This is a genomic window from Pseudomonas sp. LW8, from assembly GCF_041956865.1.
Classification (GTDB): Bacteria; Pseudomonadota; Gammaproteobacteria; order Pseudomonadales; family Pseudomonadaceae; genus Aquipseudomonas; species Aquipseudomonas siliginis.
Genome location: NZ_CP168138.1, coordinates 2,445,087 through 2,468,241, shown reverse-complemented (window position 1 = coordinate 2,468,241; position 23,155 = coordinate 2,445,087). Strand labels below are relative to the sequence as shown.

The following is a 23,155-nucleotide window of genomic DNA, read 5'->3' as shown; positions in this document are numbered from 1 at the left end:
CGACGCAAACTTCGACAGCGCTAAAGATCGGCCCCCTCTTCCTCCGGGAGAGGGCTGGGGTGAGGGTAGCTTTTTAGCGGCTACATATCTTCCTCGATATCCAACAGCAAATTCTCCAGCGCTTCTTTATAAGCCCCCGGCTCCTGCCACATCCCGCGCTGCTGCGCTTCGAGCATGCGTTCGGTCATGTCGCGCAGCGCATGGGGATTATGCTCACGAACAAAATCCCGGGTCGCCGGATCGAGCAAATATGCCTCCGCCAGCAACGCGTACTGATGGTCGTCGATCAACTGCGTAGTCGCATCGAAGGCGAACAGATTATCAACCGTCGCCGCCAGTTCGAACGCGCCTTTGTAGCCGTGACGCTTGACCCCGTCGATCCACTTCGGATTCGCCGCGCGCGAGCGCACCACGCGGTTCAATTCTTCCTTTAATGTACGAATCTTCGGCAGATCCGGCTGGCTGTGATCGCCGTGATAACTGGCCGCCGCTTCGCCGCTCAGAGTCTCCACCGCCGCGAGCATGCCGCCCTGGAACTGGTAGTAATCGTTGGAATCGAGCAGGTCATGCTCGCGGTTGTCCTGGTTTTGCAGCACCGCTTGCACCTGGCTCAGGCGCTGGCTGAATTGCGCGCGGGCGGCCGTGCCCTCGTCGGCACCGCCGTAAGCATAGGCGCCCCAGTTCAGGTAGACCTCGGCGAGGTCTTCGCGCGACTGCCACAGACGTCCATCGATAGCGCCTTGCACCCCGGCGCCATACGCCCCCGGTTTCGCGCCGAAGATGCGCCACCCGGCTTGACGCCGCGCGGTATCCTCATCGACGCCCGACTGCAACAGCGCCTCGCGTTCGGCGCGCACCTTGGCGGCGAGTGGATTCAAGTCATCCGGCTCGTCCAGTGCGGCCACTGCTTGCACGGCGGCGTCGAACAGGCGGATGAGATTGGCAAACGCATCACGGAAAAACCCCGAAACCCGCAGCGTCACGTCGACCCGAGGACGATCGAGCAGGCTCAGCGGCAGAATCTCGAAATCATCCACGCGCTGACTGCCCGTGGCCCAGACCGGACGCACGCCCATCAAAGCCATGGCCTGAGCGATGTCGTCGCCGCCGGTGCGCATTGTTGCGGTGCCCCACACGGACAAGCCGAGGTGGCGCAAGTGATCGCCGTGATCCTGCAAGTGTCGTTCGAGAATCAGCGTTGCCGACTGGAATCCGATGCGCCACGCGGTGGTGGTCGGCAGATTGCGCACGTCCACCGAATAGAAGTTGCGCCCGGTCGGCAGCACGTCGAGGCGGCCACGGCTGGGCGCACCGCTGGGGCCGGCCGGGACGAAACGACCGCTGAGGGCGTCGAGCAGACCGCGCATTTCGGCGGGGCCGCAAGCGTCGAGGCGCGGGGCGACGACTTCGCGCAGATGGTCGAGTATCGAATCAACCTCAGCCCAACCCGCCCCTTGTGGGAGCGAGCCTGCTCGCGAACTCGGTGTGTCATTCAACAATGATTTACCTGACGCACCGCTTTCGCGAGCAGGCTCGCTCCCACAGGGGACATTCAGTGCTTGGAAGATCAGGTCTGCGGCGAAGAGTTCGAGGCGTTCGCGGGTGTCGCCGGCGGTGCGCCAGACTTCTTCGCTGATGGCCTGCAACTCGATCGGACACGGGCCATTCCAAGGATCGGCCAATGCACAATCCAAGGGGTCGAAGCCCAACTCAAACGCCTTGGCCAACGCTCGCAACAAGCTCGACTGCGCGCCTTTACCGTCACCGCGCGGGATGCGCAGCAACGCCAGCAACGTGTCGATACGCAAACGCCCGCTCGGCGACTCGCCAAAGATGTGCAACCCATCACGAATCTGCGATTCCTTCAGATCGCACAGATAAGTGTCCAGACGCGGCAACCAGATCGCCGCATCGGCATCGCTGTCCAGCGCGGCATCCAGTTGCAGTTCCCTGTCGATCTGCGTGTCTCTTACCAATTGCAGAATGTCGCGCTGCAACTCGCGGGCACGGCGCGGATCGAGCAGTTGCGCCTCGTAATATTCGTCGGCCAGCAACTCCAGATTGCGTAGCGGCCCATAGGTTTCGGCGCGGGTCAGCGGTGGCATCAGGTGGTCGATGATCACCGCTTGCGTGCGCCGCTTGGCCTGGGCGCCCTCGCCCGGATCGTTGACGATAAACGGATAGATATTTGGCAGCGGCCCGAGCAGCGCATCCGGCCAGCAGTTTTCCGATAGCCCAACGCCCTTGCCCGGCAGCCATTCGAGATTGCCGTGCTTACCGACGTGGATCACGCCGTGGGCGCCGTAGGTGTTGCGCAACCAGAAATAGAAGGCCAGATAGCCGTGCGGCGGGACCAGATCCGGGTCGTGATACACCGCGCTCGGATCGACCTGATAACCGCGGGCCGGCTGGATGCCGACAAAGGTCAGACCGAAACGCAGACCGGCAATCATCAGCCGACCGTCGCGACACATCGGATCGTTGTGTGGCGATCCCCAGCGCTCGAGTACCGCGGCGCGATTCGCCTCCGGCAACGCATTGAACATTGCCAGGTAATCGTCCATCGCCAGGCTCTGCTGGCACGGGCGCAGATCGAGACTGTCGAGGTCGTTGCTGACACCACCGAGCAGTTGCTGGATCAGTTCGGTGCCGCTGTCGGGCAACTCGGCCGTGACCGGATAACCCTCTTCGCGCAACGCGCGCAGGATGTTCAGCGCCGCCGCTGGCGTATCGAGGCCGACACCGTTGCCAATGCGGCCGTCGCGGGTCGGGTAGTTGGCGAGGATCAGCGCGATACGTTTTTCGCCGTTCGGCACGCGTGCCAAAGCGACCCAGCGCCGCGCCAGTTCGGCGACGAAATCCATACGTTCGGGCTGAGCGCGATAGCAGACCACATCGGACTGGCTGCGCTCGCTGCGCCAGGCCAGATCCTTGAAGCTGATCGGTCGGCTGATGATGCGTCCATCGAGTTCCGGCAACGCAATGTGCATCGCCAGATCACGTGGTCCGAGGCCCTGCTCGCTGTCGCGCCAGCCGGGCTCGTTGTCCTGGGCGCAGATCGCTTGAATCACCGGGATGTTGCGGCGAAACGGGCGTAGATGCGGCGCCTCGGGACTCGATTGGGCAAAACCGGTGGTGTTGAGAATCACCCCCGCCTCGACTTCATCCAGCCAGTCCTCGACCACCGACAAGCAACCGGGTTCTTTCAGACTGGCCACCGCGATCGGCAGCGGATTGAGTCCGGCTGCCTGCAAACGCTGACAGAACACATCGATGAACGCCGTGTTCGCCGCCTGCAAATGCGAGCGATAAAACAACAGCGCCGCCACCGGTTGACCGGGCAGCCATTCGGCTTGCCAGTCACTCAGGGCAGCGCTGTTTTTCTGTGGGTGATAAATCGCCGTGCGCGGCAGGGTTTGCGGCTCGTTCCACGGGTAATCGCGGGCGAACCATTGGTCGCCCAGACAACGGAAGAAATCCAGCGCATTGCCCATGCCGCCCTGACGCAGGAATTGCCAGAGTCGATCGCGCACGTCGGCGCTGACCGTGCTCAAGTCACTGAGCTCGGGGTCCGGGCGGTCATCGCCAGGCACCAGAATCAGTTGCACGCCGCGTTCGGACAACTCGACCAGCCGCTCGACGCCGTAGCGCCAATAGGCGATGCCGCCGTGCAGCGAAATCAGAATGACCTTGGCGTGGCGCAGCACTTCGTCGACATACAGATCGACCGAGGCATGATTCTGCACCTGCATCGGGTTGGCCAGACGCAGGCTCGGATAGTCATCGGGCAGTTGCTGCGCAGCCTCGGCGAGCAGCGCCAGGCTGGAATCGCCGCTGCACAGGATCACCAACTCGGCGGGGGTTTGTCCGAGATCGGCAATGTTGTCATCCGAGACGAATCCGCCGGGCTGGGTCCTGAGCAGGTGCATGACTTAAACGCTGAGCGCAGCGCGCAACTGCGCTTCGAGTTGTGCCGCATCAAGCTCCTGACCGATCAGCACCAGACGCGTGACGCGCGCTTCGTCGGCGCCCCACTGACGGTCGAAATGCTTATCGAAACGCGTGCCCACGCCCTGGATCAGCAGACGCATTGGTTTGTTCGGGATGGCCGCGAAACCTTTGACGCGCAGGATGCCGTGCTGCACCACCAGTTGCGTCAGCGCATCGAGCAGCAAGCTTTCGTCGGCTTGCGGCAATTCGATGGAGATCGAATCGAAGGCGTCGTGATCGTGGTCGTCGTCATCACCGTCATGGTGTTGATCGTGGTGGCTGTGGCGGCCGTCGATATGCTCTTCAGACCCGGCACCGAGACCGATCAACACGTCGAGCGGCAGGCGGCCGTTGCTGGCTTCGATGATTTTCACTGCTGGCGGCAGCTCTTCGGCGACTTCAGCGCGTACGCGAGCCAGATCTTCCGGGCTGGTCTGGTCGGCTTTGTTGAGGATCACCAGGTCAGCGCTGGCCAGTTGATCGGCGAACAGTTCATGCAGCGGCGACTCGTGATCAAGGTTCGGATCGAGCTTGCGCTGGGCATCGACCTGATCCGGGAACGCAGCGAATGTGCCTGCGGCGACCGCCGGGCTATCGACCACGGTGATGACTGCGTCGACGGTGCAGGCACTGCGAATTTCCGGCCACTGGAAGGCTTGCACCAACGGCTTGGGCAGGGCCAGGCCCGAGGTTTCAATAAGAATGTGGTCGAGATCGCCGCGACGGGCGACCAGTTCGCGCATCACCGGGAAGAATTCTTCCTGCACCGTGCAGCACAGGCAGCCGTTGGCCAGCTCATAAACGCGGCCGCTGGCCTCTTCTTCGGTGCAGCCGATGGTGCATTGCTTGAGGATTTCACCGTCGATGCCCAGCTCGCCAAACTCGTTGACGATCACCGCGATGCGCCGGCCCTGAGCGTTGTCGAGCATGTGCCGCAGCAGCGTGGTTTTGCCCGAACCGAGGAAACCGGTGACGATGGTGACGGGGAGTTTGGCCAGTGTTTTCATCGGTATGCCCTTTGGCAAGCGGCGGGCATACGGGACGAGAACCGGCAGCGCGCGTGCACGCCGGAAGCATTCGCCACCGGATCACCCCGCCCGGTTGTAGTGAGAATCTGTGACGAGGCAGGTCTCCTGGCTGACGGCGTTCAGGCGTTGGGCCTGGCGTCCATTGCGCCTTCCCGCTGGCTCATCGGTTGAGCTGGCAGTGGCGTGGCAACGAACATCACCGTTCACAGTTGCGGGGGCAGCCGCGGCTTTGACCGCGTTCCCTTCTTAGCTTCGGCGAGTGCCGAAGAACCTCGAAAGCGCAAGGCTACGCATGGGTCCGTCGTGGGTCAATGGTCGGTGAGTCTGAAACTGGGGGTATATCCGTTGCTGCGGTAACGGCTTCTTATGGTTTCGCTCTTACAGCGAGTCCCTTTTTCAAACGCCAAAAAGGAACCAAAAGGCTTTGCCCCGGCGTACGGCCCGCTCGCTGGGGCTCGGGGTACCTTCGTTACGGGACCGATCCGGGCGCAGCGGCTACGGTTTGCTTCGCTGCACCTCCTTCCGCTGTGTACGACTGCGTCGTACGGTCGCTGCGCTCCCACCCCCGGATCGATCCCGTAACGAAGCCTGCCGAAGGGGCAAAAGATCAAAAGCCAGAGCAAAAGCAAAGGCAAAGGCAAAGGCAAAAGCAAAAGATCGCAGCCTTCGGCAGCTCCTACAGTTGGATCGCGCACCAGCTCAAGAACAGGTCGGCTGTCAGGCCGCCTTCGCGAGCAGGCTCGCTCCCACAAAAGCAAAAGCAAAGCAGCGCAGCTGCCCGCGGCGAAGCCGCACCACTCAACAATGAGCGCAAGCTCGAGTGCTCTTGATCTTGATCCACCGGCGACTTCGGAAGGCTGAGTGGAGGGATTGATCCGGGCGTGGGAGCGCAGCGACCGTTCGACGAAGTCGAACACAGCGGAAGGAGGTGCAGCGAAGCAAACCGGAGCCGCTGCGCCCGGATCAGTCCCGGAGCGAAGGAACCCGAGCCTGCGAGGGCCGAACGTAGGAGCAAGCCTTTTTGGGTACTTTTTCGGCGTTTGGAAAAAGTGCCTCGCCGTAAAGGCGAAACCGTAATCAGCAACACCCGCAGCAACGGATATACACACAAAAACACCCGAAAAAAAGCCCCCCCGCAGCAACGGATCCGCCCCCGGAAATTGACTAAAAACCCAAACCCATGTTCTCCTGCACACCTTGTTACGGGTGCCCTTCACAGGGTGAAACGGGAAACCGGTGAATCATGTGCTTTACTCAAAGCCACGTCAGTCCGGTGCTGCCCCCGCAACGGTAAGCGAGCGAAGCGTCAGATCCACTGTGCCCCGGCATGGGAAGGTGATGCTTGCAGGTCGGCGACCAGCCAACCCCTCGCGAGCCCGGAGACCGGCCCGCAACACCCAGCGCGCGCAAGCGCCGCTGAACACAAACAAACCCGCGGTGGGCGGGCGCTGTTCGAAATTCCTGCGTGCCCGGCCCGCAGGGATTTTCATGCGCTCTGTTTACCCGCTGACATTTCAGAGGGAAGCGCTATGTCGATCATCAGTAACACCGTCAGCCACACTGACCACATCTCCAGCAGCACCACACTCGGCCAACGCGTCGCCGCCGCCCTCTTCGCCTCGATCCTCGGTGCCAGCCTGGTCTGGTTCGCCGGTTTCTCGCACATCGAAGCGGTGCACAACGCCGCCCACGATACCCGCCACAGCGCCGCGTTCCCGTGCCACTGAGGCCTGCCGAAATGATCAAGCGTATCGCGCAAACCGCAGGCTTCACCGGCTTGCTGGCCGCCCTGCTGCTGACCCTGCTGCAGAGTTTCTGGGTATCGCCACTGATTCTGCAGGCCGAAACCTTCGAGAAATCCGAACCGGTCGCGCAAGTCCACGAACACGCCGCCGGCACCGCCGCCCACAGCCATGATGGCGAAGCCTGGGAGCCGGAAGACGGCTGGCAGCGTGTGGTCTCGACCACTGGCGGTAATCTGGTGGTGGCAGTGGGTTTCGCCTTGATGCTCGCCGGCCTGTACACCTTGCGCGCGCCGACCAAGACCTCGCAAGGGCTGCTCTGGGGTCTGGCCGGTTACGCCACGTTCGTTCTCGCGCCGACCTTGGGCCTGCCACCTGAGTTGCCGGGCACAGCCGCCGCCGATCTGGCTTCGCGGCAGATCTGGTGGATCGGCACTGCCGCTTCGACCGCTGTCGGCCTGGCACTGATCGCTTTCAGCCGTCACTGGCTGATGAAGCTTCTTGGTGTAGCGATTCTCGCCGTGCCGCATGTGATCGGCGCGCCGCAACCGCAGGTGCATTCGATGCTCGCTCCAGAGGCACTGGAAACCCAGTTCAAAATCGCTTCGCAGCTGACCAACGTCGCGTTCTGGCTGGCCTTGGGCCTGATCAGTGCATGGTTGTTCCGCCGCAAAAGCGCAGGCCCATATCAGGCATGACGGATGACCGCGCAGCGCCGACCCTCGTGGTCGGCCTCGGCTGCCAGCGGGGCTGCCCGGCCAGTACGTTGCGTGCGTTACTCGATCAAGCGTTGCAGGCGCACCGCATCGAGCTGCGAGCGGTCAAGGCTTTGGCGAGTATCGACCTCAAGCGCGACGAACCGGGGTTGCTGGAACTGGCCACACAATTGAACCTGCCGCTGCAGTATTTCAACAGTGCCGAACTGGCGCCCTATCAGCAGCGCCTCAGCCATCAATCGCAGATCGCCTTTGAGCGCACCGGCTGCTACGGCGTGGCGGAAAGCGCCGCGCTGGCGCTCGCCGAGCAACTGATTCAGGCGCCGGCGAAACTGCTGATCCACCGGCAGAAATATGCGCAGGCCACGCTGGCATTGGCCGGCGCTGCATAAAATCCCGATAATCCCCGCCATCGATCATGAGCACGCTTCATCTGCAGTGTGCCTGCGCCTCTTCACAAGGATTCAACGATGACCGTCTACTTCATCGGCGCCGGCCCCGGCGACCCGGAACTCATCACCGTCAAAGGCCAACGGCTGATTCGCATCTGCCCGGTGATTATCTACGCCGGTTCGCTGGTACCCGCAGCGGTGCTGGAAGGTCATCAGGCCGAAATCGTGGCCAATAGCGCTGAACTGCATCTGGAACAGATCATCGATCTGATCAGGACTGCCCATGCCCAAGGCCAGGATGTGGCCCGTGTGCATTCCGGAGACCCAAGTCTGTACGGCGCGATTGGTGAGCAGATCCGCTACTTGCGTGAGCTGAACATTCCTTTCGAGATCATTCCGGGCGTAACCGCGACGGCGGCATGCGCAGCGCTGCTGGGCGCCGAGTTGACCCTGCCGGACATTTCGCAAAGCGTGATCCTGACCCGTTACGCCGACAAGACCGCGATGCCCGCCGGCGAAGAACTGGCGAGCCTGGCGCAGCACGGCGCGACCATGGCCATTCATCTGGGGGTCAATCATCTGGAAAAGATACTGGTTGAACTGCTGCCGCATTACGGCGCGGACTGCCCGATTGCCGTTATTCACCGCGCGACATGGCCGGATCAGGACTGGGTGGTAGGTACATTGGCGGACATTGCCGCAAAGGTCGAGGCCAAAGGCTTTCGGCGTACGGCGCTGATCTTGGTTGGCAGGGTGCTGGGCAGCGAGGTGTTCAGCGAGTCTTCGTTGTATCGGGCCGGGCATGCGCATCTTTATCGCCCTTGAAGACGCTTTCGCGAGCAGGCTCGCTCCCACAGGTGATTGCATTTCAATGTGGGAGCGAGCCTGCTCGCGAATGGGGGCGGCAAAAGTTACCCATAAAAAAACGGCGCTCACGGGGCGCCGTTTTTCATGTTCGCAGCGAACACCTTAGTAGTAGGCGTTTTCTTTCTGCGTGTGGTCGGTCACGTCGCGAACGCCCTTGAGCTCAGGAATGCGCTCGAGCAAGGTGCGCTCAATGCCTTCCTTCAAGGTTACGTCGGCCTGGCCGCAGCCCTGGCAACCGCCACCAAACTGCAACACAGCGATGCCGTCCTCGACAACGTCGATCAGGCTGACCTGACCGCCGTGGCTGGCCAGCCCCGGGTTGATCTCGGTTTGCAGGTAGTAGTTGATGCGCTCGTTGACCGGGCTGTCGGCATTGACCATCGGCACTTTGGCATTCGGTGCCTTGATGGTCAGCTGGCCGCCCATGCGGTCGGTGGCGTAATCAACAACCGCGTCATCGAGAAACGCTTCGCTGAACGAATCGATGTAGGCGGTGAAGCTTTTCAGCCCCAGCGCGGTATCTTCAGGTTTCTCTTCGCCCGGCTTGCAGTAGGCAATGCAGGTTTCGGCGTACTGGGTACCAGGCTGGGTGATGAAGACACGGATGCCGATGCCCGGGGTGTTCTGCTTGGAGAGCAGATCGGCCAGGTAATCATGGGCGGCGTCGGTAATGGTAATAGCGGTCATAAAAACTCCTCGCAGGCGTGGGCGCAGTTTACGCCAATCGGCGCGGCTGACAAAGTCCTAGTATTTTTGTCGGGAAAGAATCTCGTAACACGCCTGCGAATCATCAAAGGTTCTCGTACCGATTCATATCCAGCACGCCCTCTTCCACCGGGTCGGTTTCGTGGATGTATTGGCTCAGATCGTGGAAATACAGCCAGAACTGCGGATGACTGCGCCGAATGCCCCAGCGTTCGACGATCTTTTCGAACCGACTGGCATCCCTGGCGTTTTCCATCGCATCGACAAACGCCGGCACCTGCTCGGCCGGTACGTTGAACATGAAGTTCGGGTAACTGCTGAGCACGCCCGGATAGATCGTCAGGGTGTCGAGCCCTGGCTGATAGCGCCGCGACTCACCGAGCAAAAACGCCACGTTGCTGTGGGCGCGGTTGCGCAGCAGGCTGTAGACCTCGCGCTTGCCGCTGGCGGTTTCAACGCGCAGCAAGGTCGCTTCGGGCAACTGGTCAATGACTTTCAGCCCTGCGGCCGGGCGCGAGGCCAGACGGCTCAGGGCCTGCTCGGCATTCTGCAACGCCGGATCGATATTCGGTCGCGAGCAATAAGCGCCGTCGCAGCGATTGATCGGGTCTGGCCGCGCGTTCAGATCACCGTAGCGCGCCAGCAACTGCATGGCGAAATCGTGTTTCGGGTCTTTTTCGTCGAGTTTCAGCGCGGTCGGTTTGTCGTCATCGATGGCCTCGTAATCGAGCCACATCTTGAATTGGCCGCCATCCTGGTACCAATCGTTGAGGTAGTCCTCGCGCGAGTCGGCGGGCATCAGGCGCAGGAAGTTCTGCTCCGCGCCGTTACGGATCAGATCGAAATACAGACGGGTCTGCGCCTGATGGGAAACGTTGCCGAACACGTCGAAATTGACCGCGAGCTGGTAATAGGTGCGCTCCAGCAGCGGATAGTCGAACAGCCACATGGTTTGCGGCACCTCACCGATAAGCCCCTTGGTCACCGAAGCGCTGTCGAAATGGCGGAAAATGCTCAGCAAGGCGTTGTCGTTGCCGGCCCACAGCGTCGACCAGCTCGGCGCCGGCAGATCGGCATAGCTGTCACGGCGCAGTGCCTCGTATTCGTTGCGCTTGTCGCGATAGTTGCGCCACAGACTCAGCACGCTGCCGACATCGTCGTTCTGCCCCGGCATCGCCAGCAGCGGCGTGGCCTGGCCGCGGTAGTTCGGGTCGGTGATATAGAGATCATGTTCCGGCGCCTGGAACAGCGCCCAGAAATTGTCGCGGATCACGTCGGTCGCGATCTGCCCACGGCACACCGGGCCGCGAATGAAGGTGCGGACGAAGTATTCAGCGTTATCGAGCATGAACTGATAGCGCGCCTGTGCCGGAATCGCCTCGAAGGTGGCAAACGGATTGGCGCGGCTTTGCGGCCCGTAACCCGGTAACGCGTTGACCTGCCAGTTGCCGCTGTAGAACAGGCTCTTGATCCGGGCCATTTTCGCCGCGCTCAGCGGATAAGTGATGTGCGTCTTGTGCACGATCACCCCTTGCACCGGCCACAAGCGGTAATACACCTGCGTGCCCGGGTCGTCGTTGGGGCGGCGAGTGGCGATCAGATCAATCGGCTGGCCGCTCGGCGTGCGCGAACGCACCCACTGGAAATAATGCCCCGGCTCGCCGTCCTTGAAATAGATGTGCGCCAGATACCAGTGCTCGAACAGCCAGCGCCCGACCAGACTTTGCCGAGCACCGGGAGCATTGAGCAGGTTCTCCCACTGCTGGATCTGCATGGCCTCTTTGGCACTCGGCGCCAGACTCTGTTCGTCGATCGGCGCGCCAGACGCCAGCCAGCGCTGCAAGGTCTGGTATTGCTGGTCGGTCAGACCGGTGACGGCCAGCGGCATACCCTCTTTCGGGTGCGCGCCGGCATATCCGTCGAACTCCGCAGGCATTGCGCATAGATTGTTGCGATTGAGCCCAAGAACAATCTCTTCTGGCAGCTTGGCGTTCGGCGTCAGCGGCGTCTTGTGGCCGAGTTCAAGCATCCGCGCCATCAGCGCGGCCTGACTGCCCTGGGCGTCGAGTACCGAATAGAAGTCTTTCTGCTGCCAGGCGCGCTTGCCGAAGGCGTCGTAAAACAATCGCGTGGTCGGTGCCGCCTGGGTACGTTCGCCGTCATATACCGGCATCTTGCTCGCGCCACGGGCGGCGCCTTCGCCGCTGCCGAGATTGAGCTGACAGGCCGAGTCATAGCACGCATGGCAGGCTACGCACTTCTCGGTGAAGATCGGTTGGATGTCTCGGCTGTAGGAGATGGAAGAAGAAATGGCGGGATCTTGCGCCGCAACGCTCCCGCTCAGGACCAGCAACCATAAACTGATGAAGCGGTGCGGCATGCTGCTGATCTCGATGATAAAAAAAGGCTGCGATTCTACCGTTATGACGCTCGTACCAACATGAGCGATATTCATGCAAAAGCTGCACATGCTCCAAAAGCGCACAGGTTTGCTATGATCGCGCTCCTTCGTAATGGTCTTTCCGAGTAGTCCACATGTCCGATCGCAGCGTCCGCCTTCAAGCTCTCAAGCAAGCCCTCAAAGAGCGCATCCTGATTCTCGACGGCGGGATGGGCACGATGATCCAGAGCTACAAGCTCGAAGAACAGGATTATCGCGGCAAGCGCTTCGCGGACTGGCCGAGTGACGTCAAGGGCAACAACGACCTGCTGGTGATCACCCGTCCGGACGTGATCGGCGGTATCGAAAAAGCCTATCTGGACGCCGGCGCCGACATTCTCGAAACCAACACCTTCAACGCCACGCGCATTTCCATGGCCGATTACGGTATGGAAGAGCTGGCGTACGAGTTAAACGTAGAAGGCGCACGTCTGGCGCGCAAGATTGCCGACGCCAAGACCGCCGAAAACCCGGCCAAGCCGCGCTTCGTGGCCGGCGTGCTCGGCCCGACCAGCCGCACCTGCTCACTGTCGCCCGACGTCAACAACCCCGGCTACCGCAACGTCACCTTCGATGAGCTGGTGGAAAACTACACCGAAGCCACCAAAGGCCTGATCGAGGGCGGCGCCGATCTGATCCTGATCGAAACCATTTTCGACACCCTCAACGCCAAAGCGGCGATCTTCGCCGTTCAAGGTGTGTTCGAAGAGCTGCACCTCGAATTGCCGATCATGATTTCCGGGACCATCACCGACGCCTCCGGCCGAACCCTGTCGGGGCAGACTACCGAAGCGTTCTGGAACTCGGTAGCGCACGCCAAGCCGATTTCCGTAGGCCTGAACTGTGCCCTCGGCGCCAGCGAACTGCGCCCGTACCTGGAAGAGCTGTCGAACAAGGCCAGCACCCACGTTTCGGCGCACCCGAACGCCGGCCTGCCCAATGAATTCGGCGAGTACGATGAACTGCCCTCGCAAACCGCGAAAGTCATCGAAGAGTTCGCCCAGAGCGGTTTCCTCAACATCGTCGGCGGCTGCTGCGGCACCACCCCGGGGCACATCGAAGCGATTGCCAAAGCTGTGGCCGGTTATGCGCCGCGGCAGATTCCGGACATCCCCAAGGCCTGCCGCCTTTCGGGTCTGGAGCCGTTCACCATTGATCGCAGCTCGCTGTTCGTCAACGTCGGCGAGCGCACCAACATCACCGGCTCGGCAAAATTCGCCCGCCTGATCCGTGAAGACAACTACACCGAAGCCCTCGAAGTCGCGCTGCAGCAGGTCGAGGCCGGCGCGCAGATCATCGACATCAACATGGACGAGGGCATGCTCGATTCGAAGAAGGCCATGGTGACCTTCCTCAATCTGATCGCCGGCGAACCGGATATCTCGCGCGTGCCGATCATGATCGACTCGTCGAAATGGGAAGTCATCGAAGCCGGCCTCAAGTGCATCCAGGGCAAGGGCATCGTCAACTCGATCAGCATGAAAGAAGGCGTCGAGCAGTTCATCCACCACGCCAAGCTGTGCAAGCGCTACGGCGCTGCGGTGGTGGTGATGGCCTTCGACGAAGCCGGCCAGGCCGACACCGAAGCGCGCAAGAAAGAGATCTGCAAACGCTCCTACGACATTCTGGTCAACGAAGTCGGCTTCCCGCCGGAAGACATCATCTTCGACCCGAACATCTTCGCCGTCGCCACCGGCATCGAAGAACACAACAACTACGCAGTCGATTTCATCAACGCCTGCGCCTACATCCGCGACGAACTGCCGTATGCGTTGAGCTCCGGCGGCGTGTCCAACGTGTCGTTCTCGTTCCGTGGCAACAACCCGGTGCGTGAGGCGATTCACTCGGTGTTCCTGCTCTACGCGATCCGCGCCGGGCTGACCATGGGCATCGTCAACGCGGGTCAACTGGAGATCTACGATCAGATCCCGGTGGAGCTGCGCGACGCGGTCGAAGACGTGATCCTCAATCGCACCCCGGACGGCACCGACGCCCTCCTCGCCATCGCTGACAAGTACAAGGGCGACGGCAGCGTCAAGGAAGCCGAGACCGAAGAATGGCGCAACTGGGACGTCAACAAACGTCTGGAGCACGCGCTGGTCAAGGGCATCACCACGCACATCGTTGAAGACACCGAAGAATCCCGCCAGTCGTTTGCGCGGCCGATCGAAGTGATCGAAGGCCCGTTGATGTCCGGCATGAACATCGTCGGCGACCTGTTCGGCGCCGGCAAAATGTTCCTCCCGCAAGTGGTGAAATCCGCGCGCGTGATGAAGCAGGCCGTGGCGCACTTGATCCCGTTCATCGAACTGGAGAAAGGCGACAAGCCGGAAGCCAAGGGCAAGATCCTCATGGCCACAGTCAAGGGCGACGTGCACGACATCGGCAAGAACATTGTCGGCGTGGTGCTCGGTTGCAACGGCTATGACATCGTCGACCTCGGCGTGATGGTCCCGGCCGAGAAGATTCTGCAGGTCGCCAAAGAAGAAAAGTGCGACATCATCGGCCTTTCCGGCCTGATCACCCCGTCGCTGGACGAGATGGTTCACGTTGCCCGCGAAATGCAGCGTCAGGACTTCCATCTGCCACTGATGATCGGTGGCGCGACCACCTCCAAGGCGCACACTGCGGTGAAGATCGAGCCGAAGTACAGCAACGATGCCGTGGTCTACGTGACCGACGCCTCGCGCGCCGTCGGCGTGGCGACACAGTTGTTGTCCAAGGAGCTCAAGGCCGGTTTCGTCGAGAAGACCCGCCTGGAATACATCGACGTGCGCGAGCGCACTTCCAATCGCAGCGCACGCACCGAACGCCTGAGCTATGCCGCCGCCATCGCCAAGAAGCCGCAATTCGACTGGGCCAATTATCAGCCAGTGGTACCGACCTTCACCGGCAGCAAGGTGCTCGACAATATCGATTTGAACGTGCTGGCCGAGTACATCGACTGGACGCCTTTCTTCATTTCCTGGGACCTGGCCGGCAAGTTCCCGCGCATCCTTGAAGATGAAGTGGTCGGTGAGGCCGCCACTGCGCTGTACAAGGACGCCCGGGAAATGCTCACCAAACTGATCGACGAAAAGCTGATCAGCGCCCGTGCGGTGTTCGGTTTCTGGCCAGCCAATCAGGTCAACGAAGACGACATCGAGCTGTACGACGACAACGGCAAGCCGCTGGCCAAGCTGCATCACTTGCGCCAGCAGATCATCAAGACCGACGGCAAGCCGAACTTCTGCCTCGCCGACTTCGTTGCGCCCAAAGACAGCGAAGTCACCGACTACGTCGGCGGCTTCATTACCACCGCCGGCATCGGCGCCGAAGAAGTGGCCAAGGCTTATCAGGACGCTGGCGACGACTACAACTCGATCATGGTCAAGGCCCTCGCCGACCGCTTGGCCGAGGCCTGCGCCGAATGGCTGCACCAGCAAGTGCGTAAAGAACATTGGGGTTACGCCAAGGATGAAACCCTCGACAACGATGCACTGATCAAAGAGCAATACCGTGGCATCCGCCCCGCTCCCGGCTACCCGGCCTGCCCGGATCACACCGAGAAAGCGGCACTGTTCACCCTGCTCGATCCAGAGGCTGCGGAAATGCGCGCCGGGCGCAGTGGCGTGTTCCTCACCGAACACTACGCAATGTTCCCCGCCGCTGCGGTCAGCGGCTGGTACTTCGCCCATCCGCAAGCGCAATACTTTGCGGTGGGCAAGATCGACAAGGATCAGGTGCAAAGCTACACCGCACGCAAGGGACAGGATCTGAGCGTGACCGAGCGTTGGCTGGCGCCGAATCTGGGTTACGACAGCTGATCGGGCCGCGGACCTGGGAGCGCCCTGCTCCCAGGTCTGCTCGATCACTCAGTCGCGGCGCCACGAAGGCCCGGGTTTCGGTGAAGACGGGGCCGATGGCGACGCTCCCGCATCCTGCGACGCCAGGCTCTCCAGTTCTGTGCGAGTCAAAGCCTTGAGCTTCTCGATACGCGCCTCCGCCCTTTCGATTTCAAGCACTCTCATCGCGTCCAGATAATTGCTGTTTTCTTTATCGGGGTAGGCATCCTCGACCGCTTCGTGCCGCTGGGTGGCGTCGCGCTCGAGTGCCTCGAACGCCGCGACGTGGCGATCCTGCAGATAGCGGATCCAGTAGTCCCGCGCAATCAGATCTTCCAGAAACAGCGGTGATGCCTCGTCCGCGAGAACCGAGGCTCGCGCGTCGAGCAATCGCTGCCCGCGAATCGGTGAGGCGTACAACATGTGTTCGGGTTGCGCCGGCAACTCAAGGTCGTCCGGCCAGCCGCGTGTCAGGCCGATGCGGTATTGCAGGCGGACTTCCGCGCGATCCTTGTTCCTGGCGGCGGCTTCGGCCAATCGATCCACCCTTTCCAGGCGGAACAGCCGTCGAGTCAGGTCTAGCAACGCTCTGCCGCGTTGCAGCGGACGATGCCGCGGAATGTCGCGCAGGGCGTTGAACTCATAGACGCGGGTTTCCAGTTCGCTGAAAGACAGGATCCGGCCATCGGGGCACGTGCCGTGGGTTTCGGCGTTGAGGAACAACAGCTCGCGCAGTTCAGCGTTTTGCGTGGCAGCCTGGATCACCTGCCAGACCCGATGGGTCAGTTCGGCGCCGGCAAACCTGAATTCCAGGGTGTCGGGCAGAGTCGAGAGCAAATGAAAGAACGCCTCATGGTTGGCCTGTCGAGCCAATTGCAGCCATAGCGCTTGCCGCGCTGCACGCGCATCTGCATGGGTATAGGTCATCCAGGTTTCCATCGCCGGCGCCGCCACATCCTGCGCCGGATTGGCAATCACCTCCGCTGCTTCCACAGCGGCATGCGCATCCACGGACCTGCTAGCCCCACCACCTCCGCCACGCGGATCATCGCCGTCGTCGCTATCGGACCCTGAGCCCGAGCTTGAGCCCGAGCCCGAGTCCGAATCCGAATCCGATTCGGAACTGGTATCGCTTTCCGAGTCGCTCATACGCTCGGCGATCAAACGCTGCAATGACTCGGGCGTGTAGCCGAGCACATCACCTGCGCCATGCGCGAAGCTGTAGTCCCTGATCTGCTCAAATGCGTTAAGTGACAGCGAGTTTTCCGACAGATCGGTGCCCGCCACAAGCGCCTCGTGATTGCCGCCCAACAGCCGGTCCGGGAAGACCATGATGTTGTTGCCCGACAGGTCCAGCCTTTGCAGAGGGGCCAATTCAAGTACACCTTCAGGCCAGAAATCCAGACCGTTCTGGGCGAGGTTGAGGGTTTCCAGACGGCTGAAGGTTCTGGCGCTGAACTCTTCCAGCTGATTGTGGCTGAGGTCGAGCCAGCGCAGCCGCGCCCCGCTCGCGTGCTGATACACGCTTTGCGCCACGGCCAGGCGGTTACCACTCAATTCCAGCCGCTCGAGCCGGTTCAGACTGCCGACAGCTTCCGGCAGATGTACCAGTCCATTGCCATTGAGCATCAGAGTGGTCAACTCCGGAAACGCCGGGCAGAAGAGGTTGAAACTCTCGACGGAAAATTTTGCCCCGGTCAGGTCCAGCGTTCGCACATGGGAAAACACGTTTGACAACACGGGTAAATCACCCATGCCGCTCGCAGAAAGGCTCAGCGTCCGCCCGGCGGATTCGGTATGGCCAGTAAGCCCGTCCCGCCAGCAAGCGCGGATCCTGGTCGCGTCGAAGAACCTTGCAGATGGCGATGCCCTTTCACCAGACCCTTGCGCCGGATTGAAGATCCAGCCGTTCAACTCACGCGTCAACGTCTCGTTACTCGCTCGCCACTGGGTCAGTCTGCCCACCATCTGCTCATTGGACAGACCCTCATTGCGTAAACGCTCAACGCTGGCCTGGGCATTTTCAAGTGAAAGTGACGGAAAGATTTCCACCACGGTACGGCTCATGTCGGCGCCTTGCGTAATGGCCGTGGCAGATGGCAGCGGCAATAGATGAGCGGCGCGATTCAGTGCCGTGTCAGGCGTCGCACTGCTGGAACTGGCGAGTAACGATGCCGATTGCGATTCGAACCGTTGCAAAGCGCTGTCGGGCAAACCCAGGGCCTTTTCAATACGTTTCTGCGCCGCCCTTAAGCTCGCTTCGCCGTTGCCACTGAAGAGGTTGTTCAACAGGCGGGTCTTGAGCAGCACCGCGTCGTTGGCCAGCACGTGTTCGGGGAGCGAACCGATGGTGTTATGACGCAAATCCAGGGCCTGCAAATGCGCCAGGTTCTCCGCCCCCTTGGGCCATTCATTGAGCCCGCTTGAGCTAAGATTCAGTGTCTTCAGCCCGGTCAGGCGAGAAACGTCCAGTGTGTCGAGCCGATTGAGCCGGGCATTGAGATGTTCCAGACTGCTCAGCGCGTCGAATTGGTCTTGAACCTCAGGGGTCACGACAATACGGTTGAAAGACAGGTCCAGCTGTGCGAGCTGCGGCAAATCGGCTGGCCGGACCGGCACTTCGCTCAATCCGCAGGAGGTGATTTCCAGGCTTGTGACGCCACTGAATGCCTGGAGAAAACCGCGAATCTGTTCGATCGGCACAGTCAACCGGTCCAGCCGAACGTTTTGCACATGAGCAAACGTACCGGCCGGCAATTGCGGCAGCTCACTGACCGACTCCGCGCCCTGCGCCCAAGCGGTGTCGACCAGCTCAAACACACTTGCGTCGTCGAGATCGCTGCCGGATGTCCAGTCCATCGCATTGAACGGACGAACATCGTCATTCAAGCGATAACGCCTGCGTATGGCGGCGCGCCAGTTTTTTTCCAGGGCACGAACCACCCGGGCATTGGGTGGCGTCTGCCAGCGTGCTGCCGGCGTCGCATTACGCAATCCTCCGGATGCGGTGGCCTCGTAGAACTGGCGGAAAATTGCGCTGTGCTCCACTCGCAGAATCTCCACGGCCTTGAGCCGGGTTTCCGGGGTGTTCCACAGGCTCATGATGCGCTGAGGTAATGGATTGAGACGGCCGGCCTCGCCTGTGAGGAACTGCAGTTCCCCGGCGCAGTAGCGGCGGACCATCGAGTCCAGATCAACCAGATGCCCCCACTCCCCCATGTAGCTTTTCACGTAGTCGTAAGCAGGTTTGAACGCTTCATGGGAAAACTTCGACCAATCCAGGGACAAACCGGCCCAGAGTTTCTCGTGCCCGACATAGAGGGTCTGTGGAAGGGACGCGATGGCGGTCTGCGTCAGATCCAGACGTTCCAGCTCAGGCAGTCGTTCCACATAAGCCGTCCACTGCGTCAGGCCCGGCGCTTCAATCTTGAGTTTCTTCAGTCGTTCAAGGGGAGCCAGATCCAGGTCAAGCGGGCTGCCTGCGCCGCCGGGAAAATCAAGATGAAGCTCCTCAACGGCGGTCAAGCTGCGCAATCTTGTCGCCAGATCGGCAGCCATCACCCTGGCTGGGGTTCGTAACTTGAGCTTCTTCAACCCAGACATGCGCGTCACGCTCAGGGGCAAGGTCGTCAATGACTGCTCCTGCTCCATGTACGCGCCAAACAGACTGCCTCGCTCTCCCAGCGATAACTTTTCGACGTTGGCAAATCGCGCCAGGAAGGCGTCAGCATTGGCGTCGGTCAGGCCCCCACCACCAATCGAAAGTTCACGCACATGAGCAAAGTCGGCGGTCAGCTCTGGCAGAGGATCGTAGGTGAGAATCGACAGCTGATCGGCACCCGCGAGCCCAGTGGACAAAGCGTTGCGCCAGCAGGCTTTCAGCGCTTGCGCGGCGAGAAACCTGTAATTTGTTCCGGAGCGTTCCCAGGGCGCCGCAGCCGCTGCGCCTGCCCATTCATCCAGCGTCGCCTTCAGTTGTTCCCACTCACGCCGACGTGATTGCAACAGCTCGAAAATGGCGCGGTTGTCTTTTCCTGCCCGGTATTGGTCAAGTAGGAAGCCGTGCGCCAGTTCGTCGCTCAGTTGCGGGTAGAGATCCTGCACATGAGCCAGCAGGTTCGGTGCCGATCCCGCGCCGCGTCCACTGGCGGGATAACCGATCAAGGTAGCGTTCACCCGCACCGGCGGCTTTATCCACTTGACCTGCGGCGCCAGCAGCGCGGGTGCGTCCGCCTGGTGCTGGTCGGCGTAATCGATGATCTTTGCTTGCAACCCGGCAGACTGCCCGACCTCAGGCACACCGAGGCTGCGGCGCGCGTGATCAGGCAGGGCATGCATGATCGACGAGTAAAAGTTGTCGCCGTTGCGAGGCAGGCTGTTGAGTGCCTCGCCGCGTTCGTTGAATGCTTGAAACTGAACGCCTTTTTTGATCAGGTATTTTTTCTCGCCGGCTGTTTCACTGCCGATGCTGTCAAGCAGCATGCCGGCGCCATGGCCTTCGCGAACCTCAATGCGAATACTGTCGGGCCACCCCGCCAATTGCTCGAGCGTGTGCAACGCCAGACGCCGGCTGTCCGCAGAAGCGACGTTTTCGCTACGCAGACCGGCATATGCCGCTACCTGTCGACTCTGATGCGCGTACCAGCGGGCTTCCTCCAGCAGGCGCAAAGGTACTCGTTGCCCTGAGCCGAGCCGCTCAAGATCATCGGGGCGACCATGGGCCAGCACCGTTTGCGCCGCCGGCTCACTGAGTCCGGGGCAGGCCTTCTGCAAACGCACAACCTGCGGATCAACGGGGTCGGTCCCCAGATAAATGCTGTCGTAAATCGCCGGCTGGCGGGTGTCTGCGTATTCGGCGATCTGCTTGCCAAACTCTGCAGGTCGGGCATCGCCCACGCGTGCTCCCTGCTCGCCGAGAAGCCGAGTGATTTCTGCCTCGTCCAGCGCTGCGAGAATACGTGCTGGCAGTTCACCGCTGAAGATATCGGCCCGCGATATCTGAATGGGTGGCTTGACGCCGACGTCGCGAAACCGCCGCGCGGAGCCATACCTGACGGACTTGCCGGACAATTGCTCGCCGTCGAAGACTTCCAGCACCCGGTTCTCCGGCCATCGCGGCATTTCGGTGATCAGCGGCAATGCATAGAGGTACAGTTCATCGATCGGTTTTGTCCCGCGCAACTGCTCGACAACCAGTGCCGCGTTGCCGCCTGCTTGCATCATGCGCATGGCCTGGGTCAGTTCCGGTGGCGGTAGCGCAGAATCGATGTGCATCTTGCGCAGGGCGGCGTCACTGACACCGCTGATATCGGCAGCCTTGATCAGCTGTTCATCGGAGAAGGCATCGGTTGCATGGCCGATACGTCGCAGCAGGGTCAGACGATCCCAATCCTGCGGACGCTCCAGCGAATGACGCCAGGCACCGCGTCCATTGCTGTCGAGCACCGGCTGCCAGGCGTTGATGTCGGTCGGATGCCTGAGCCGCCATTTGCCGATCGATTCATCGAAAAACTGCTCGTAGACCTTGCCGCTCTGGCGAATATAGGTTTTGCCGTCAAGCACATGCTGGCCGGCACTGTTCGGGCCGGGACTGACTGGCAGCGCGACAGCGGACTCGTAAGCATTCAGGTCGGGTTTCCACAGTCGGGTTTCGCCGTTGGCCAACTTCACCGGATGCAGCCTTTCAATGACCGGCACGGCTTGGGCGCTGGCGATTTTCCGCACTCCCGCGCCCACACCTGCCATCAGCGCAATCTGCGCGAGGTTTTCTGCCACATCGATCAAATGATCCTTGGCCGCACGACGGTCGCCCTCGGCCCATTCAATTGCGCCCTCGAGCGTTTCAGAGAGCAATTGCCCGGCCATCACCACCATCATCACTTCACCCAACACAGGCACGAACATAGACACCAGATTCAAGCCCAGCATGCCGATCTGCATCAGATGGGCCAGTTTGGCATCTCGTGCGTTCGCATCGACATCGGCAGTGGGTACCGCGTGGCTTCGCGCGTCGGCCAACACCTTGGCGCGATTCTGCGCATAAAGGTATTGCCACAAGTCCTCGTTCGCCGCCCAAAGCCCTCGCCCCTTGCGTCCAACGGTTGACGGCGCGATGTAAGGATCCGCCACTGGCTCCCATTTGACCTGGCGTTCGGATGGTACCTGCTGAATCCGGGTAAAGGCTGAACCGCCGGCCAAGCCCTGAAGCACCGACAGCCAGGGCGAGCGCAGCAGATCCCAAGCATCGCCCGCTGAGTCGGCTGCCTTTTGCCTGAACTGGCTGAAATAGTACGGGCGCTGATCATAGGGCAGGAACTGACTTAAAAAACGCTGGTATGCGGTGGGCTCTGCGCTGGTCTGTTGCGACGCATCACGTGCAGTGAGCAAGCGCTTGAGCTCTTCGCGCATTTGCTCGAACGTGTAGCGCTTGAGCGGATGTTCCGGGTCGTTGGGGATGTAAAGGATCAGTTCATCGGTGTAACGATATTTTTCGCAGATGACGAAAGCCACGCACCCGGTCAGCCTTTTTTTCATCAGGCCGAGGTCCTGGAACCAGACTTGCTTGCGCCCCATCCACGGGTGCATTTCGCCGTCGATGACCGAGAGGATCATCGCGTGATCTGCCGCCTCGATGTCATTGCGCAATAGCGCCTGTTCGGCTGCGGCGCGCATCGCTGCCTTCTGGCTGGCGATGAAGCGTTCGCTGAGCACCGCCTCTGCCACCGCGTCCCCCGGATGAAAAAAACCCTCCAGGTATGTCTGGTATTGCTGGCCGATATCCAGATTGCGGCAAAGGTGCAAAAACTGGCTGACCGTGAGGCCTGTGTCGACGTGCTTGAATGTGTCCACAGCAGGCGTCGCCACAACAAAACCGGAGCTCGAATGATAGGTCCCCTCGCATTCGTCAGCTTCGAAGTTGTGCAGCGAGGCTTCCAGCAGCGTGATCTTGAGAACCTCGAACGAGGCCAATACGGTTCTCTGAATACCCATTTCGACCGGGCGCCGCAGACATAACAGAGTTTTGTCTACATCGATTTCCAGCGCGTATTGGCCCTTCAAGGCTTTGATCAATAACGGCCTGGCGAATGTTTCGACATCCACGAATTTCGCCATGCTTTTGTCGAGACTGTTCTGGGCAATGACACTGGCCTTGAAAGTGTCATCGAGGGTTTTGCGCTGGGCCGGCGTCGCATTCTGATACCAGGCCGGTAACGCGGTCGGAACCGCCTTGAGCGCCTCGCGCCGATGCGGCAAAGCGTTGGTCAACCACTGCGGGATCGATGTCTCGAGAAACTCGCCGTGCAGGCTTTGCGTTGCAATGAGCTTTACTGACCGACCGGGGTCTGCCGGCTGAGCGGTCGACGCAGGCAGCGCCGACACTGGTTTGGGCGGGATAACGTTCATGGTCACTCCTTTTTCATGGAGCGATCAGCAAACCATGTCGCGTTAGT

Annotated in this window: 10 protein-coding genes and 2 riboswitches; of the genes, 5 read left to right on the top strand and 5 right to left on the bottom strand. The window is 61.0% G+C overall.

The features are described 5' to 3' along the window. Nucleotides 1-80: 80 nt before the first annotated feature. Nucleotides 81-3,929 carry a cobaltochelatase subunit CobN gene (cobN, locus tag AB9L16_RS11075; protein WP_375123547.1) on the bottom strand — a complete coding sequence of 1,283 codons (3,849 nt, stop codon included), beginning with the start codon at nucleotides 3,927-3,929 and terminating at the stop codon, nucleotides 81-83. A gap of 3 nt (nucleotides 3,930-3,932) precedes the next feature. Continuing rightward, nucleotides 3,933-4,997, bottom strand: a complete 1,065-nt coding sequence (gene cobW / locus AB9L16_RS11070) for a cobalamin biosynthesis protein CobW (RefSeq protein WP_150635527.1) — start codon at nucleotides 4,995-4,997, stop codon at nucleotides 3,933-3,935. Nucleotides 4,998-5,095: 98 nt separating this feature from the next. Further along, a riboswitch (cobalamin riboswitch) is annotated at nucleotides 5,096-5,308 on the bottom strand. An 897-nt stretch (nucleotides 5,309-6,205) separates the two neighbouring features. After that, a riboswitch (cobalamin riboswitch) is annotated at nucleotides 6,206-6,425 on the top strand. A 122-nt stretch (nucleotides 6,426-6,547) separates the two neighbouring features. Between cobW and AB9L16_RS11065 the strand changes: the two genes are divergently transcribed. From AB9L16_RS11065 to cobM, 4 genes are all read left to right on the top strand, one after another. Then, nucleotides 6,548-6,745, top strand: coding sequence for a CbtB domain-containing protein (locus tag AB9L16_RS11065; RefSeq protein WP_016774486.1), 198 nt, complete (start codon nucleotides 6,548-6,550; stop codon nucleotides 6,743-6,745). Nucleotides 6,746-6,756: 11 nt separating this feature from the next. Beyond that, complete coding sequence (locus AB9L16_RS11060; RefSeq protein WP_056785224.1) at nucleotides 6,757-7,458, top strand: CbtA family protein; 702 nt, start codon at nucleotides 6,757-6,759, stop codon at nucleotides 7,456-7,458. Further along, nucleotides 7,455-7,868 carry a cobalamin biosynthesis protein gene (locus AB9L16_RS11055; RefSeq protein WP_122507089.1) on the top strand — a complete coding sequence of 138 codons (414 nt, stop codon included), beginning with the start codon at nucleotides 7,455-7,457 and terminating at the stop codon, nucleotides 7,866-7,868. The genes AB9L16_RS11060 and AB9L16_RS11055 overlap by 4 nt, the downstream gene beginning before the upstream one ends. A 78-nt stretch (nucleotides 7,869-7,946) precedes the next feature. Beyond that, on the top strand, nucleotides 7,947-8,693 hold the full coding sequence (gene cobM / locus AB9L16_RS11050; protein ID WP_375123546.1) for a precorrin-4 C(11)-methyltransferase: 747 nt from the start codon (nucleotides 7,947-7,949) through the stop codon (nucleotides 8,691-8,693). Between the two features lie 144 nt (nucleotides 8,694-8,837). Here cobM and nfuA read toward each other — a convergent pair whose 3' ends face one another. Both nfuA and AB9L16_RS11040 read right to left on the bottom strand, forming a co-directional pair. Beyond that, nucleotides 8,838-9,422 (bottom strand): Fe-S biogenesis protein NfuA, encoded by a 585-nt coding sequence (nfuA, locus tag AB9L16_RS11045; protein WP_003225494.1) that lies wholly within the window; start codon nucleotides 9,420-9,422, stop codon nucleotides 8,838-8,840. Nucleotides 9,423-9,525: 103 nt separating this feature from the next. Beyond that, on the bottom strand, nucleotides 9,526-11,820 hold the full coding sequence (locus AB9L16_RS11040; protein WP_056786837.1) for a fatty acid cis/trans isomerase: 2,295 nt from the start codon (nucleotides 11,818-11,820) through the stop codon (nucleotides 9,526-9,528). Between the two features lie 155 nt (nucleotides 11,821-11,975). On the opposite strand from AB9L16_RS11040, the gene metH reads away from it, so the two are divergent. Then, the gene (gene metH / locus AB9L16_RS11035; RefSeq protein WP_041478700.1) at nucleotides 11,976-15,686 is read left to right on the top strand and encodes a methionine synthase; all 3,711 of its coding nucleotides are present in this window, start codon (nucleotides 11,976-11,978) and stop codon (nucleotides 15,684-15,686) included. Between the two features lie 48 nt (nucleotides 15,687-15,734). On the opposite strand, the gene AB9L16_RS11030 is transcribed toward metH, so the two are convergent. Next, entirely contained in the window at nucleotides 15,735-23,108 is a 7,374-nt protein-coding gene (locus tag AB9L16_RS11030; RefSeq protein WP_375123545.1) for an NEL-type E3 ubiquitin ligase domain-containing protein, read from the bottom strand. Nucleotides 23,109-23,155: the final 47 nt, after the last annotated feature.

Bases quoted from the DNA above. Each gene is read 5' to 3' on its own strand.
- metH (WP_041478700.1), top strand. From the start codon at position 11,976: ATGTCCGATCGCAGCGTCCGCCTTCAAGCTCTCAAGCAAGCCCTCAAA.
- AB9L16_RS11060 (WP_056785224.1), top strand. From the start codon at position 6,757: ATGATCAAGCGTATCGCGCAAACCGCAGGCTTCACCGGCTTGCTGGCC.
- AB9L16_RS11065 (WP_016774486.1), top strand. From the start codon at position 6,548: ATGTCGATCATCAGTAACACCGTCAGCCACACTGACCACATCTCCAGC.
- cobW (WP_150635527.1), bottom strand. From the start codon at position 4,997: ATGAAAACACTGGCCAAACTCCCCGTCACCATCGTCACCGGTTTCCTC.
- cobN (WP_375123547.1), bottom strand. From the start codon at position 3,929: ATGCACCTGCTCAGGACCCAGCCCGGCGGATTCGTCTCGGATGACAAC.
- AB9L16_RS11040 (WP_056786837.1), bottom strand. From the start codon at position 11,820: ATGCCGCACCGCTTCATCAGTTTATGGTTGCTGGTCCTGAGCGGGAGC.
- nfuA (WP_003225494.1), bottom strand. From the start codon at position 9,422: ATGACCGCTATTACCATTACCGACGCCGCCCATGATTACCTGGCCGAT.
- AB9L16_RS11055 (WP_122507089.1), top strand. From the start codon at position 7,455: ATGACGGATGACCGCGCAGCGCCGACCCTCGTGGTCGGCCTCGGCTGC.
- AB9L16_RS11030 (WP_375123545.1), bottom strand. From the start codon at position 23,108: ATGAACGTTATCCCGCCCAAACCAGTGTCGGCGCTGCCTGCGTCGACC.
- cobM (WP_375123546.1), top strand. From the start codon at position 7,947: ATGACCGTCTACTTCATCGGCGCCGGCCCCGGCGACCCGGAACTCATC.